The organism is Saccharopolyspora rectivirgula DSM 43747, from assembly GCF_000497205.1.
Classification (GTDB): Bacteria; Actinomycetota; Actinomycetes; order Mycobacteriales; family Pseudonocardiaceae; genus Saccharopolyspora; species Saccharopolyspora rectivirgula.
The window spans coordinates 23,251-35,516 of record NZ_AYJW01000040.1 but is presented as its reverse complement, the minus strand read 5'-3'; the positions used below and the strand labels follow the sequence as shown (position 1 = coordinate 35,516).

General features: G+C 68.1%; 12 protein-coding genes. 4 read left to right on the top strand and 8 right to left on the bottom strand.

Annotated elements, in window-relative coordinates; genetic code table 11:
- Nucleotides 1-392 (top strand): IclR family transcriptional regulator domain-containing protein (locus SREC43747_RS0112425; RefSeq protein WP_037331878.1); only part of this gene is annotated, 392 nt, incomplete at its 5' end.
- A 115-nt stretch (nucleotides 393-507) separates the two neighbouring features.
- On the opposite strand, the gene SREC43747_RS0112420 is transcribed toward SREC43747_RS0112425, so the two are convergent.
- The 8 genes from SREC43747_RS0112420 to SREC43747_RS0112385 are packed head-to-tail and all read right to left on the bottom strand — an operon-like array spanning nucleotide 508 to nucleotide 9,236.
- Entirely contained in the window at nucleotides 508-1,500 is a 993-nt protein-coding gene (locus tag SREC43747_RS0112420) for a MaoC family dehydratase (protein ID WP_029721581.1), read from the bottom strand.
- Entirely contained in the window at nucleotides 1,497-2,339 is an 843-nt protein-coding gene (locus SREC43747_RS0112415; RefSeq protein ID WP_029721580.1) for an HpcH/HpaI aldolase/citrate lyase family protein, read from the bottom strand. Before SREC43747_RS0112415 ends, SREC43747_RS0112420 begins: the two co-directional genes overlap by 4 nt.
- On the bottom strand, nucleotides 2,339-3,553 hold the full coding sequence (locus SREC43747_RS0112410) for a CoA transferase (protein ID WP_029721579.1): 1,215 nt from the start codon (nucleotides 3,551-3,553) through the stop codon (nucleotides 2,339-2,341). Before SREC43747_RS0112410 ends, SREC43747_RS0112415 begins: the two co-directional genes overlap by 1 nt.
- A complete protein-coding gene (locus tag SREC43747_RS0112405) occupies nucleotides 3,550-4,770 on the bottom strand; it encodes an acetyl-CoA C-acetyltransferase (RefSeq protein ID WP_029721578.1) in 1,221 nt (406 codons plus the stop codon). The genes SREC43747_RS0112410 and SREC43747_RS0112405 overlap by 4 nt, the downstream gene beginning before the upstream one ends.
- Nucleotides 4,767-6,377 (bottom strand): AMP-binding protein, encoded by a 1,611-nt coding sequence (locus SREC43747_RS0112400; protein ID WP_029721577.1) that lies wholly within the window; start codon nucleotides 6,375-6,377, stop codon nucleotides 4,767-4,769. Before SREC43747_RS0112400 ends, SREC43747_RS0112405 begins: the two co-directional genes overlap by 4 nt.
- Nucleotides 6,374-7,207: an alpha/beta fold hydrolase gene (locus SREC43747_RS0112395; protein WP_051387984.1), complete on the bottom strand. Its 834-nt coding sequence runs from the start codon at nucleotides 7,205-7,207 to the stop codon at nucleotides 6,374-6,376. Before SREC43747_RS0112395 ends, SREC43747_RS0112400 begins: the two co-directional genes overlap by 4 nt.
- Nucleotides 7,204-8,049: a hypothetical protein gene (locus SREC43747_RS20280; protein ID WP_051387983.1), complete on the bottom strand. Its 846-nt coding sequence runs from the start codon at nucleotides 8,047-8,049 to the stop codon at nucleotides 7,204-7,206. Before SREC43747_RS20280 ends, SREC43747_RS0112395 begins: the two co-directional genes overlap by 4 nt.
- Nucleotides 8,046-9,236 carry an acyl-CoA dehydrogenase family protein gene (locus SREC43747_RS0112385; RefSeq protein WP_029721574.1) on the bottom strand — a complete coding sequence of 397 codons (1,191 nt, stop codon included), beginning with the start codon at nucleotides 9,234-9,236 and terminating at the stop codon, nucleotides 8,046-8,048. The genes SREC43747_RS20280 and SREC43747_RS0112385 overlap by 4 nt, the downstream gene beginning before the upstream one ends.
- Nucleotides 9,237-9,338: 102 nt before the next feature.
- On the opposite strand from SREC43747_RS0112385, the gene SREC43747_RS0112380 reads away from it, so the two are divergent.
- The 3 genes from SREC43747_RS0112380 to SREC43747_RS0112370 all read left to right on the top strand — a co-directional run bounded on the left by SREC43747_RS0112380 (nucleotide 9,339) and on the right by SREC43747_RS0112370 (nucleotide 11,982).
- Entirely contained in the window at nucleotides 9,339-9,962 is a 624-nt protein-coding gene (locus SREC43747_RS0112380) for a TetR/AcrR family transcriptional regulator (RefSeq protein WP_037331876.1), read from the top strand.
- A 173-nt stretch (nucleotides 9,963-10,135) separates the two neighbouring features.
- A complete protein-coding gene (locus SREC43747_RS0112375; protein ID WP_029721571.1) occupies nucleotides 10,136-11,482 on the top strand; it encodes an MFS transporter in 1,347 nt (448 codons plus the stop codon).
- The gene (locus SREC43747_RS0112370; RefSeq protein WP_029721570.1) at nucleotides 11,479-11,982 is read left to right on the top strand and encodes a nuclear transport factor 2 family protein; all 504 of its coding nucleotides are present in this window, start codon (nucleotides 11,479-11,481) and stop codon (nucleotides 11,980-11,982) included. Before SREC43747_RS0112375 ends, SREC43747_RS0112370 begins: the two co-directional genes overlap by 4 nt.
- The last annotated feature ends 284 nt before the right edge of the window (nucleotides 11,983-12,266 follow it).

The following is a 12,266-nucleotide window of genomic DNA, read 5'->3' as shown; positions in this document are numbered from 1 at the left end:
CCGTGTCCCCGGGCACCCGCGTGGCGGCGCACGCCACCTCACTGGGGCGAGTGCTGCTGGCTTGGGAACCAGCGGAACGCGTCGAGCAGGTGATCAACGAGTACGGATTGCCCCGCCTCACCCCCTACACCATCACCGATCCGGAGGAATTCCGCGAAATCCTCGCCGTTGTGCGCGAACAAGGATGGTCCATGGTGGTCAACGAACGCGAAGAAGGACTCATCTCGCTCTCCGCGCCAGTGCGCGACCACCACGGTCAGGTCGTCGCCGCGGTCGCATCGTCCACATCGACTGGACGAACCACCCCGGAGAAGATGCGCGAGGAAGTGCTGCCGGAGTTGCTGGAAGCAGCCAAACGCATCAGCACCGAGTTGGGCAACCACTCGGCGTGACCAGCCCGCGCACACGTGGCGGGCCGCACTGGTGGCGCTCTTCCCGCCGTCCCGCCGGGAGGAACGACTGACCTCAAGCCGACCAACGCCCTGCGCGCCCCACCGCGTCCTCCCATCAGGACCCGCCGCTCGCCAGCACGACGATCGGGCGCCAGTCGAGCACCTCCCGCTCGGCAGGATCGCTCGCGGATCGGGCGCGCACCCGAACTCCCAGGTGCACCAGCACCCCTCCACCCGGCAACTGTTCGACCTCCTCCGCCGAGATGCGGCTGTAGAGGGTGTCCCCTTCCCGCACCGGGCCGAGGTGGTCGCAACCATGCCACCCGGCGACCGCCACCAGGTTCGGCAACGCGCGGTTGACTTGCGACATCGCGATGCCGATGGTGTGCCCCCCGTACACCAGGCGTCCGCTGCCGCCTGCGAACTCGTCGTGGTGGACGGCGGCCACGTTCAACGTCAGCCTGGCGAGCTCCGGCGCCGAGGAGACCACGTCACCGCTCTCGACGTGCCAGACATCTCCCGGCAACACCTGTTGGCCCCCAGCCGGGAAGGCGGTGAGATCGAAGCCGTCCACCAGCCCGGCCACCACCTCGCTCTGAGGCGGTCTGCCGACGGCGTCGAGATCTTCTCGCTTCCCCGTGTCGACGCCCGGGTCGCGCAGGGGAAGCATGGCGCAGCGCCAGAAATCCAGCACCAAGCGGTCTTGCTGATCGGTGGTCGTGACCCGCAGCGCTGCCAGTCCGGTGGGCCGGGACCGGTTCTGGCGCAACGCCACCACCTCGGTCCTGGTGGACAGGGTGTCACCCAGCTGGGGTGCTCGGTGGAATGCGAAACCTCGGTAGAACAAGTTGGCCACCACGCGTTGTGTAACCGCAGTGGACTGTCCAATGGAGATGTCCCAGACCAAGGACGGGTGCGCCATCACCGCGTTGCCACCGAGAACCCGGCGGGACAGCTGTTCGTCGAGCGCGAGCTTCAGCCGGTTTCCGACAATGCTCTGATGCGCAGCAGCCAGCCCAGGGGTGAGGGTGACCGCGGGGGCCTCGGTGAAGACGTCTCCGACCTCGAGGTCCTCGAAATACGGTCCACCGACCACGTATTCGCTCATAGTCCTGCCCTCTTCAGCACGCGGCGCGCGTTGACCGCGAGCGCCTCGTCGAGCATCTGGCCGTCGAGCACCACCGCCCCCACCCCGCGCGCGGACGCCTCGGCCAAGGAGTCCAAGACCCTGCGGGCATGGCTGAGTTCGGCCTCGGAAGGGGTGAACGCCTCGCGCGCGGCCGGAACCTGGCAGGGATGGATGACCCACGTGCCGTCGAAACCGACCGCGCGAGCGGTGCGGAGGTGCGCTCGGAAGTCCTCGTCGTCGGCGATCCCGAGATGGGGGCCGTCGATGGCTTCGAGGTCGTGCGTCCGTGCCGCTGTGACCACCCGGTCGCAGACGGATTCCCACGACGCGCTCTGCGCTCTGCCCAGCGATGCGGCGAGATCGGCGTAACCGAGGACGAGCGCGTCCAGACGCGGACTCGCCGCAGCGATCTCCTCCACGCGGGAAAGCCCCTTGGCCGTTTCGATCAGAGCTTGCACGCGCAGCGATTCCGGCCGACCCGATGCGGCTTCGGCTCCGGCGAGCAAGCGCTCCACGAAGGCCAGATCGTGCGCGCTTTCCGCTTTGGGGAGAACGATCGAGTGCAGAAGCGGGTTCTCCGCACAAGCGATGATGTCCTCGTGGCACCACGGCGTTCCCACTGCGTTGACGCGGACCGCCGCGTTCGCACCAGTGCGCTCCCAAGCCAGGGAACGCACGAATTCCCGACCTCGGGCCTTCTCCTCCGGAGGGACCGAATCCTCGAGGTCGAACACGACCTCATCGGCTCCGAGAGCACCGGCCTTCGCAGTTCTGCGCGGATCGGCCGCGGGCACGGACAGGCACACCCGCCTGGGCATCAGTCCACCCCCGCGACCACACCGCTGTCGCGCAGCGCGCTGATCTCGGCTTGGCCCAAGCCGAGCACTTCGGCGAGCACCTCCTCGGTGTGCTCGCCCAGCTGGGGCGCCGGTGCCGCGCTGTCGTACTGCCCCGCCCACCGCAGCGGGGACCTGGCGGCGACCGCGGGCCCGATCTCCGGCTGATCGACCGAGGCGAGCACGGACTCGGACGCCGACGCGCGGTATTCGGAAACCAGCTCCGCCATGCCGCGATATCGGCTCCATAGCACCCGGCGCGCGTCGAGCTGCTCGGCCACCTCGGCGAGGCTGCGCTGGGCGAACCAGGGGCGCAGGATCGAGGCGATGGTCTCGCGCATCCGGTAGCGGTCGGCTTCCAGCTCGAAATCCATCCCCAACGACTTCTCCAGCGCCGCGAACACCTCCGTCGTGCCGGTGGCTTCGTGCAGCGCGTTCCACTGCCCCGCGGTCAGCGCCACCACCATGACTCGCCCGCCGTCGCCGGTTTCGAAGTCCACCCCGAAACTGCCGTACAGGTGGTTTCCGTGGCGGGGCCTGTCAGCACCCCGGAATTCGGCTTCGGCCAGCCAACCGAGGTTGGCTACCGCGGCCTTGGCCACATCCGCGAGGGCGAGCTCGATGTAGGCTCCCCGCCCGGTGGCGTTCCGCTCGTGCAGCGCGGCCAGCACACCGGTCGCCGCGGTCATCCCGGTGATCAGGTCCCACGCGGGCAGCACGTGGTTGACCGGGGCGGAACTGCTCACGTCACCGGTGATGGTGGGGATGCCGACCTCGGCGTTGACCGTGTAGTCCACGGCGGGCCGCCCGTCGGGATGCCCCTGCACCTTCAGGTGGATCAGGTCAGCGCGCCGCTCGGCCAGTTTCTCGTGGGACAGCCACCGCCGCCCCGGGCTGTTGTCGACGAACACCCCGGAATCGGGCCCGGGCGCGGTGATCAGCGCGGTCACGAGTTCCCTGCCCCGCTCCGAGCGCAGGTCCACCGCCAGCGAGCGCTTGCCCTTGTTCAGCGCGGTCCAGTAGAGGCTGCGCCCGCTGGGCGCCAGCGGCCAGCGGTGGTAGTCGGCCGGACCTCCGATGGGATCCACCTTGATCACGTCCGCACCGAGCTGGCTGAGCGTCAGGCAGGCCGACGGTCCGGCCACGAAACTCGCGCACTCGACGATCCGCACCCCGGACAGCGGTTTGACGTTCATGCGAGCCCCTCGAAGACCGCGGCGAGTCCCTGCCCGCCTCCGATGCACATCGTCTCCAGGCCGTATCGACTGCCTCGGCGGCGCATCTCGTGCAGCAGCGTGGTGAGGATCCGCACCCCGGTCGCCCCCACCGGATGCCCCAGGGAGATGCCCGAGCCGTTGACGTTGAGCCGGTCGAAGTCGCTGGTGCCGAACTTCCACTCGCGGGTGCAAGCCAGCACCTGGGCGGCGAACGCCTCGTTGAGCTCGATCAGGTCCACATCGGCCAGCGCCAAGCCAGCACGGGAGAGCGCTTTGGCGGTGGCCGGAACCGGTCCGATGCCCATCGTCTTCGGCGGCACCCCGGCCACCGCCCACGACACCAGTCGCGCCATCGGCTCGAGCCCAAGCTCCTCCGCCTTCTCGCGGCTCATCACCAGGCAGGCGGCAGCGCCGTCGTTCTGCCCGCTGGCGTTGCCCGCGGTGACCGTGGCTTCGGGATCCTGCTCGGCCAGCACCGGGCGGAGCGCTGCGAGCGCCTCCGCTGATGCGTCGGGTCGGGGGTGCTCGTCGCGGTCCACCAGCGTGTCGGGCTGACCGCGCCGCCCCGGCACCGGGACCGGCACGATCTCCTCGGCGAAACGCCCCTCTTCCATCGCCGCAACAGCGCGCTGGTGCGAACGCAGCGCGAGCTCGTCCTGCTCTTCCCGCGAGATCGCGTACTCCCGGCGGAGGTTCTCGGCCGTTTCGAGCATGCCGCCGGGAACCGGATGGTGCTTGCCGCCGGCAGTGACCCGGGCCCTGGCGAGCCGGTCGTGCAGTTCGACCCCACCGCCGCGCACGCCCCAGCGCATCTGGTCGGAGTAGAACTCGACCCGGCTCATGCTCTCCACACCACCGGCGATGACGATGTCGGCGACCCCGGTCTGCACCCGCATCGCGGCATCGATGACCGCTTGCAGGCCGGATCCGCAGCGTCGGTCGACCTGCAGACCGGGTACCTCCACGGGAAGTCCGGCATCGAGCGCGGCGACCCGACCGACCGCGGGTGCTTCGCCGTTGGGGTAGCACTGCCCGAACAAGACGTCATCGATCTGCTCCGGCGGAACCCCCGTGCGGTCCAGGACGGCACGAACCGCTGTGGTGGCCAGATCAGCTGCCGGGATCTGGCGGAACACGCCGCCGTACTTGCCGACCGGCGTGCGCACCGGGTTGACGATCACCGCGTCGATGGTCATCGTGCTGCCTCCATGTGTCGTTGCTGTGCCCATTCGCGCAAGGTCGCGGCGCGGATCTTCGTGCCGTTGGTCCCCGACGTCGTCGGCATCTCGTCGATGAGGTGGATCGCAGCGGGAACTTTGAACCGGGCCAGTCCCTGAGCGCACCACGTGCGCAATTCCTGCTCGGTCACCGCGTGCCCGGGTTCGGGGACGACGAAGCCGATCGCGAGCGTCTCCCCGCTGGACTCCCGGATGCCGACCACCTTCGCGGTGAGCACCGCGGGGTGGGCGGTGAGCCGTTGCTCGATCTCCGCCGGATCGACCAGGAAACCGCGCAAGCGCAGCACATCCCCGAGTCGGCAGATGTACTCGATCGCCCCGTCCTCGGCGAGCACGGCGAGATCCCCCGTCCTGAACCAGCCGTCAGCGGTGAACGAACGAGCAGCCGCCTCCGGATCACCGAGGTAGGCATCGACCACGTTGGGACCGCGCAGCTGCAGCTCGCCCTGTTCACCGGCGGTCATGACCTCACCGGACACCGGATCGACGATGCGCGCCTGGATCTCGTCGGACACCGGACGCCCGCCGCCGGACCAGCGGCGGGGAGCCGGTTCGTCGTCCGGCCAGAAGCACGCCAGGGCGAACACCTCCGACGAGCCGTACACCCCCGAGGTGACCGTGCCGAACGCGTCCCGCACCCACTCCGCGACCTCCTGCGAACGGCCCAAGAAGTCGGCTGTGCCCAGCCAGCGCCACCGCGGGAGATCGCGCGGCTCGCGCCGCCAAGCAGCGGCGATGCGGACGAGCATGTCGTCACCTGCGACGACGTGCGTGACGCCCCAACGCGCCATGTCGGCGACGACACCGTCCTCGTCGAACACCGGTTCCAGCAGGCATGCCGCACCGCCGGCAATCGCCGCCATCGCCGTGCTGAACCCGAACACGCCGGAGAGAGGCAGCGCGCACAGCACGACGTCACCGTCGTGGATGCCGATTCCCCTGGCGTCGGCGCACGCGTGCGAGACGACCGCCGATTCCTTGTGCGCGGCGAGCTTCGGTTTGCCGGTCGAGCCGGAAGTGGTGAACGCGACGGCCAGCTCGTCACCCGCTGCTGGAGGCGCTTCCGGAGCTGCTGACTCGAACGTCGGCACCCACGCGCCGGAACCGATGTCGTAGTGCTCCGGGTCGTCCACCGTCCCGTGCGGTCCCGCGACCACGGCCACCGACGGCGGGGCTGCTTCCGCGAGCCGCACCGCTCGCCGCAGTCTGTCGAGGAGGTCCAGCCCGTGGAACCGGTGGGCGATGGCCAGCACCGCTGGTTCGGCCCGCTGCAGCACGTGGGCGACTTCGTCGACGTTGTAGCGCGTGTTCAAACCGATCACGTGCGCACCCAGCGAGGCGACGGCGAACTGCCAAACCAGGGCGTCGGACCAGTTCGGCAGCCACACGGCGACGCAATCACCGCGGCCGATCCCGTGCGCGACCAGTTCTGCCCGCAGCGCCAGCACTCGCTGCTGGAATCGCCCCCGGGTGACCACGACCGGGTGGTCGGCGTGGGAATCGATCGCGATCGTCGCCTCCGGATCCCGTCGCACCAGGTCGTCGAGCATCGACAGCAGGTTCACGCCCGCCTCCTCCCGCCGCTGCCGACCGGTTGTTGCTCCGCCATCTCGCCGAGCCAACCGTGCAGCACCGCGGCGAACTCGGGAATTTCCTCCATCGGGTAATGCCCGATCCCGGAGAGCAGCGTGCACCGCGCTCCGGGGATTTGGGAAGCCGCCGAACGCACCTCCTCCGGATCGACCCACAGGTCGTCCTCGCCGGCAACGAGGTGCACCGGACAGGTGATCGACGGCAGTTCGGCCCGCACGTCGTGCTTCCCCCACCCAACCAAGTCCGAAGTGGACACAATGGGGTCTTCGCGCCGGTGCATCTGCGCGATCAGCTCGGCCCGCTCCGCGGTCAGCGAACTGCCCACGACGGCGAGCGTTCCGAGGTAGGTCCGGTCGGTGCGACTGGGAGCTGCCACGTCTTCCAGCTCACGCCGCAGCGAGGACATGTTCACCGACCCGTTGCCCGCTTCCGCGGCCATCGCCACGACTCCGGAGAGCGAACTGCCGCACCGGACCGCCAAGTCCAGGGCTATCTTTCCGCCGATCGAGCACCCCACCACGTACGGCCGATCCAGGCCGAGCGCGTCGATGAGAGCGCGCAGCCATTCCGCGTAGACACCGAGGTCTTCGATCGGGCCGCCCACGGGCGGCTCGGAACGGCCGTGCCCGGGCAGATCCGGCACCACCACCTGGTAGCCGCGCTCGGCCAAGTCGCGAATGGTGTACCGCCATTGGACGCCGCTTTGGCCAGCGGTGTGGATGCACAGCACCGCGGGACCGCTTCCAGCGATCTCCACGTAGCACAGCGAACCGCCGATCTCCAGGTACCGCGCTTCGATCATCGGTCCGGTCCTTCTGCCGCCAGCTTCCGCGCGTTGTCGACGACCACGTGCAGCACTTTGGTCAACCTCAAGTACTCGTAGCCGCTGCCCGTCACCTTGAACTGCCCGCGCATCACGCGCTGCATGAAGTCGTTGCGAGCACCGGTGATCAGCTCGGTCCACACGAGTTCGTCCGCGTCGAGGGTGAACGTCGCGCCGTGCGGCGCCCGCCGCGTCACCTCGATCACCCGGCCCCGGTACAAGCGCAGGTGCACTTCGTCGTCTCCGCACCGCAACCCGATGGTTCCGTCCCAGCTCGAGATGGCCGAGGTGAACCGCTCGTCCTGCTCGAGCAGTTCCGCGAGCGCCTTCGCCCAACCGGTGGTTCCGAACGCCCGGCAAACGGAGTCCGAATCCGGATCGCTGTTGCGGGCCCGGACGAGCACTGCCGCAGTGCCTTCCTGCACGCGCTCGTCACGTTGGTTGACCAGGATGACGTGGCGGTTGACCACTCCCCGGTCCCCTTCCGCGGTGCGGCGGCACCGCGTGACCGTCATTTCGGAGCGCAGCACGTCACCGACCTGGATCGGGACGAGGTAGCGCCAATTGGTGTCCAGCAGCTCCACCACCGACTCACCGCTGTGCAGGTCGTGCAACAGCCCGTAGAACACCGCGATCCCGAACGGGTCCTGCAGCACCGGCCCCCTGGAGCCGGTTTCCCCCGCACCACCGGAGCAGGTGAGCGCACCGGGCCGCTCACCGGAGATCCCGGTGAACGCTTTGAGGTCTTGTTCGGTGACCGCGCGCGGACTGCTGCGGAACCGCTGGCCCACGGCGAAGTCCTCGAAGAACTTGGCCGTCATGACACCTTCCCCAGCAGTTCGTCGGAGATGACTCGGAGCTGGATCTCGGAAGTTCCTTCGAAGATCCGGGTAAGCCGGGCGTCCCTCCAGTGCCGCTCCACCGCGAAGTCCGTGGTGTAGCCGGCACCCCCGTGGATCTGCACCGCTTCACTGGTGACCCGCTCGGCCATTTCGCTGGCGACGTACTTGGCCATGGCGGCTTCCATCGAGCAGCGGCGCCCGCTGTCGATCTCGGTGGCCGCGTGGTACATCAGCTGGCGCGCAGCTTCGATCTCCGCCGCCATGTGAGCGATCTTGAACCGGATGGCTTGGAAATCCCCGATCAGGCGGCCAAACTGCTCACGCTGATGCACGTAGGTGATCGAGTCCTCCAGGGCCGCTCGGGCCAGTCCGATGGCCCGCGCCGCGGTGTGCACGCGTCCGACCTCCAGGCCGCTCACCGCCAGGTAGAACCCCTTCCCCTCCTCACCGAGCAGGGCGTCAGCGGGAAGCCGCAGCCCGTCGAACGACAGTTCCCAGGTGTGCCAGCCGTGGTAACCGATCTTTCGGACCTTCGTTCCGGTGACCCCTTCGGGGAAGGAACCGCGTTCCTTCTCCACCAGGAACGCGCTGATCCCCCGGTGCGGCTTCGCCGGGTCCTTGTCCGGGTCCGTGCGGGCGAAGAGAACCAGGTAATCGGCCTGGTCCGCGTACGTGCACCACATCTTGGTGCCGTGGACCACCCATTCGTCGCCGTCCCGGTGCGCGCGGCAGGAAAGGTTGGCCACGTCAGAACCAGCGTCCGGCTCGGAGAGCGCGTATGCGCCGAGGTACTCGCCGCGCGCCACCTTCGGGAGCAGCCGCCTCCGCTGTTCTTCGGTGAACCCTCCCCCCATGCCGTTGCCCCTGGCCAGCAGGCCGGACACGCTCAGCCACGCCCGGGCGAGCTCTTCCGCCACCAGGCAGTACTCGAACACCCCGAGACCGAGACCCCCCAGTTCCTCGGGGATGAGGATGCCGAAGAAGCCCATGTCAGCCATCTGCTGCCGCAGGCTGTCCGGGATCACGCCCTGCTTCGGGTCGAGCTCGTTGGCCAGCGGGAGCACCTCGTTCATGGCGAATTCCCTGGCGAGCTTCTGGATCTCCAGTCGCTCCTCGGTCAAGTAGCTGGACACCGCAGTACCCGGCCGCTCTGGTCGGTGAGTCATAGGTTCTCCCAGGTGACATCGGCACGAGGTGAACGAACGTTCTTACGTCAGCTAGGCAACCATCCGTTTCACGCCCAGTCAAGGGCGTGTAGCCTCCACGGCATGAACGGTCGTTCTCCCGTGGCTGCTCTGATCAGCGACTCGAGCCGAGGCAACAAGGCGGCGATCCTCAACGCAGCCTTGGCCGCGTTTGGGGAGAAAGGCTTCAACGGCGCCTCGATGCGGGACATCGCCCGCGGCGCAGGAACCAGCCTGTCCAACCTCTACAACTACTTCCCCTCGAAGTCGCACCTGCTCGCCGAGTTGCTGCAGCGCGCCAACGACGAGCTGCTGAACCGCACGAGCACGGCGGTCCGCAACGCCGGCAGCAGTCCCACCGAGCGCATGCGGGAAGCCGTCAAGGCCTACGTGGGCTTCGTCGTGGACCACCAAACGGCAGCGCTCGTCGCCATCAGCGAGATCCGCTACCTCCACGGCGAGCACCGCGAGCAGGTCGTCCGCGCCCGGGACAGCACGCAGGCCATATTCGGCGAGATCGTCGCCGACGGCGTCGCCAAGGGCGAATTCGCCACGCCCCACCCCGATGGCGCTGCGCGCAACATCGTGTCGATGTGCTCGGCGATCTCCACCTGGTACAGCAAACGAGGGCGCCTCTCCAAAGAAGCCCTGGCCGAGCAGCACGCCCGGTACGCCTTGGCCCTCCTCGAAGCCCCCCTCGACGACTAGCTCTCCCGCGCACGACCGACCTCGCGAGCGCAGCGCGCTGCTGGCCCCGCCCGACCGCCACCGGGCGGGGCCGATGCTCACCGGAACAGACGAATCCAGCCCCTTGCCAACGCCCACCCGCGAGATTACGTTCTGAACGATCGTTCGTACGAGCGACGGCCGGAGGTGGCGCCATGCGCACCGATCACACCGCTCAGCCGAGAATGGGACGCCTGGCCTCGGCCGCAGTGCTGGCCACCAGCCTGGAGTGGTTCGACTTCCTCATCTACTCCACCGCCGCAGCACTGGTGTTCGGCGAGTTGTTCTTCCCCGAATTCAGCGCAGTGGCGGGCACGCTCGCTTCGTTCGCCACCTTCGCCGCCGGATTCTTCGCACGCCCGCTCGGCGGGGTCATCGCTGGGCACGTCGGCGACCGGTTCGGCCGCAAACCACCGCTGGTCGCAGCCATGGTCGTCATGGGAGCAGCCACTTTCGCGATCGGCGTCCTGCCCACGTACGCGCAAATCGGCGCCTGGGCACCGGCGCTGCTCGTGATCATCCGACTCCTGCAGGGGCTCGGTGTCGGCGCCCAGTGGGGCGGCGCCGCCTTGCTCCTCGTCGAGCACTCGCCGGTGCACAAGCGCGGCTTCTACGGAAGCCTGATCCAGACCGGCTCGATCTTCGGCGCGGTCGCGGGCAACGGAGTCTTCCTCGCGCTCACCGCACTGCTGCCCGAAGAGCAGTTCACCAGCTGGGGCTGGCGAATCCCGTTCCTGCTCGGACTCGCTCTCGTGGCGATCGGGGTGTACGTGCAACTCAAGATCGAGGACACGCCGGTCTTCCAGCGCATGCGGGAACGCTCCCTGGCCACCCGCCGAGCATCCGGCGTCCACAAAGCACCACTGCGCTACGCGATCCGCACGCACTGGCGGGAAATCCTCCAGGCGGCCGGAGCCTTCTTCGTCGTCAACGGGACCTTCTACATCCTGATCAGCGGCATGCTCGACTACGGCACCACGCACGCGGACATGTCCAGATCCGCCATCCTGGTGTGCGTGCTGACCGCTGGCGGCAGCCAGCTCATCACGATTCCACTGTTCGGAGCCCTCAGCGACCGTTGGGGACGTCGAAAGCTGTTCCTCACCGGAACCGTCCTCATGGGAGTTTTCGCGTTCCCCATGTTCTGGCTCGTCAACACCGGTTCAGCACCGATCGTGCTGCTCTCCTTGCTCCTGGGGTTCACGATCCACGCCGTGATGTACGGGCCGCAAGCAGCCCTGTACGCGGAGATGTTCCCCGCCGACGTGCGCTACACCGGCGCATCGCTCGGCTTCCAGCTCGCCTCGATCTTCGCTGGTGGAATGGCGCCATTCATCATGACCGCCCTGCTCGCCGCCACCGGGGCCGCGTGGTCGGTGTCGCTCCACATCCTCGCGATGTCGGTGCTCACCTTCGTCTCGGTGTTCACGATCCGCGAATCGTTCCGCCGAGATCTGCACGAAACGTCCGAAGATCCCGAGAACGAGGAGGTCGTGGCATGAGCGACTTGGAAGCCAGGGTCAAGCGGCTCGAAGACATCCACGAGATCGGGCAGCTGCGCGCGAAGTACTGCCAGTACCTCGACGACGGTCGCTGGGACCTGCTCGCCGAGCTGTTCACAGAGGACGGGCGCTTCGTCGGGCTTTCCACCGCAACCGGCCGCGCCGAGCTGCGCACGTTCTTCGCCAACCTGCAGAACGGCCACCTCTCCGCGTGGTGGCACTTCAGCACCAACGAGACCGTGACGATCGACGGCGACGCGGCCCACGGGGAGACGTGGCTGTACCAACCGTGCGTGGTCGAAGGCGAAGCGCACATCGCCGCCGGTCGCTATTCCGATTCGATGGTGCGCCAGAACGACGAGTGGTTGTTCGCCGAACGCAAGGTCACCTTCTTCTGGTGGGCACCACTGGCCGAGGGATGGGACTCCGGCCGCATCAGCTGGCCCCCGGCCCGCGCAGCTCTGGATCCGCGTTACACCCCGGGTGCCACCGACGCCTGACCGCGAAGTCCGGCGAGCAGCAGACAGCGGAGCGGCTGGAATGCGCGCTGGACGCAGCGATCACGCACCCGTCGGACACGGGAGTCGCCCTGGCCTTCTCCGAAGCGCGTTCGTTCTTGAGGTCTTGACGGCGAGTTGTGCCCAATGACCAATAATTTCATTCTGTACTGAAATTATAAATATAATTGTTGCAATAGTAGGAGCGGCGACGAATGTTCCAGCGCACCGATCGACCAGCCGATCAACGCGAACGGCACCCGCTGCTCAACCGACGGGGATGCCCG

Bases quoted from the DNA above. Each gene is read 5' to 3' on its own strand.
- SREC43747_RS0112420 (WP_029721581.1), bottom strand. From the start codon at position 1,500: ATGAGCGAATACGTGGTCGGTGGACCGTATTTCGAGGACCTCGAGGTC.
- SREC43747_RS0112415 (WP_029721580.1), bottom strand. From the start codon at position 2,339: ATGCCCAGGCGGGTGTGCCTGTCCGTGCCCGCGGCCGATCCGCGCAGA.
- SREC43747_RS0112410 (WP_029721579.1), bottom strand. From the start codon at position 3,553: ATGAACGTCAAACCGCTGTCCGGGGTGCGGATCGTCGAGTGCGCGAGT.
- SREC43747_RS0112405 (WP_029721578.1), bottom strand. From the start codon at position 4,770: ATGACCATCGACGCGGTGATCGTCAACCCGGTGCGCACGCCGGTCGGC.
- SREC43747_RS0112395 (WP_051387984.1), bottom strand. From the start codon at position 7,207: ATGATCGAAGCGCGGTACCTGGAGATCGGCGGTTCGCTGTGCTACGTG.
- SREC43747_RS20280 (WP_051387983.1), bottom strand. From the start codon at position 8,049: ATGACGGCCAAGTTCTTCGAGGACTTCGCCGTGGGCCAGCGGTTCCGC.
- SREC43747_RS0112385 (WP_029721574.1), bottom strand. From the start codon at position 9,236: ATGACTCACCGACCAGAGCGGCCGGGTACTGCGGTGTCCAGCTACTTG.
- SREC43747_RS0112380 (WP_037331876.1), top strand. From the start codon at position 9,339: ATGAACGGTCGTTCTCCCGTGGCTGCTCTGATCAGCGACTCGAGCCGA.
- SREC43747_RS0112375 (WP_029721571.1), top strand. From the start codon at position 10,136: ATGCGCACCGATCACACCGCTCAGCCGAGAATGGGACGCCTGGCCTCG.
- SREC43747_RS0112370 (WP_029721570.1), top strand. From the start codon at position 11,479: ATGAGCGACTTGGAAGCCAGGGTCAAGCGGCTCGAAGACATCCACGAG.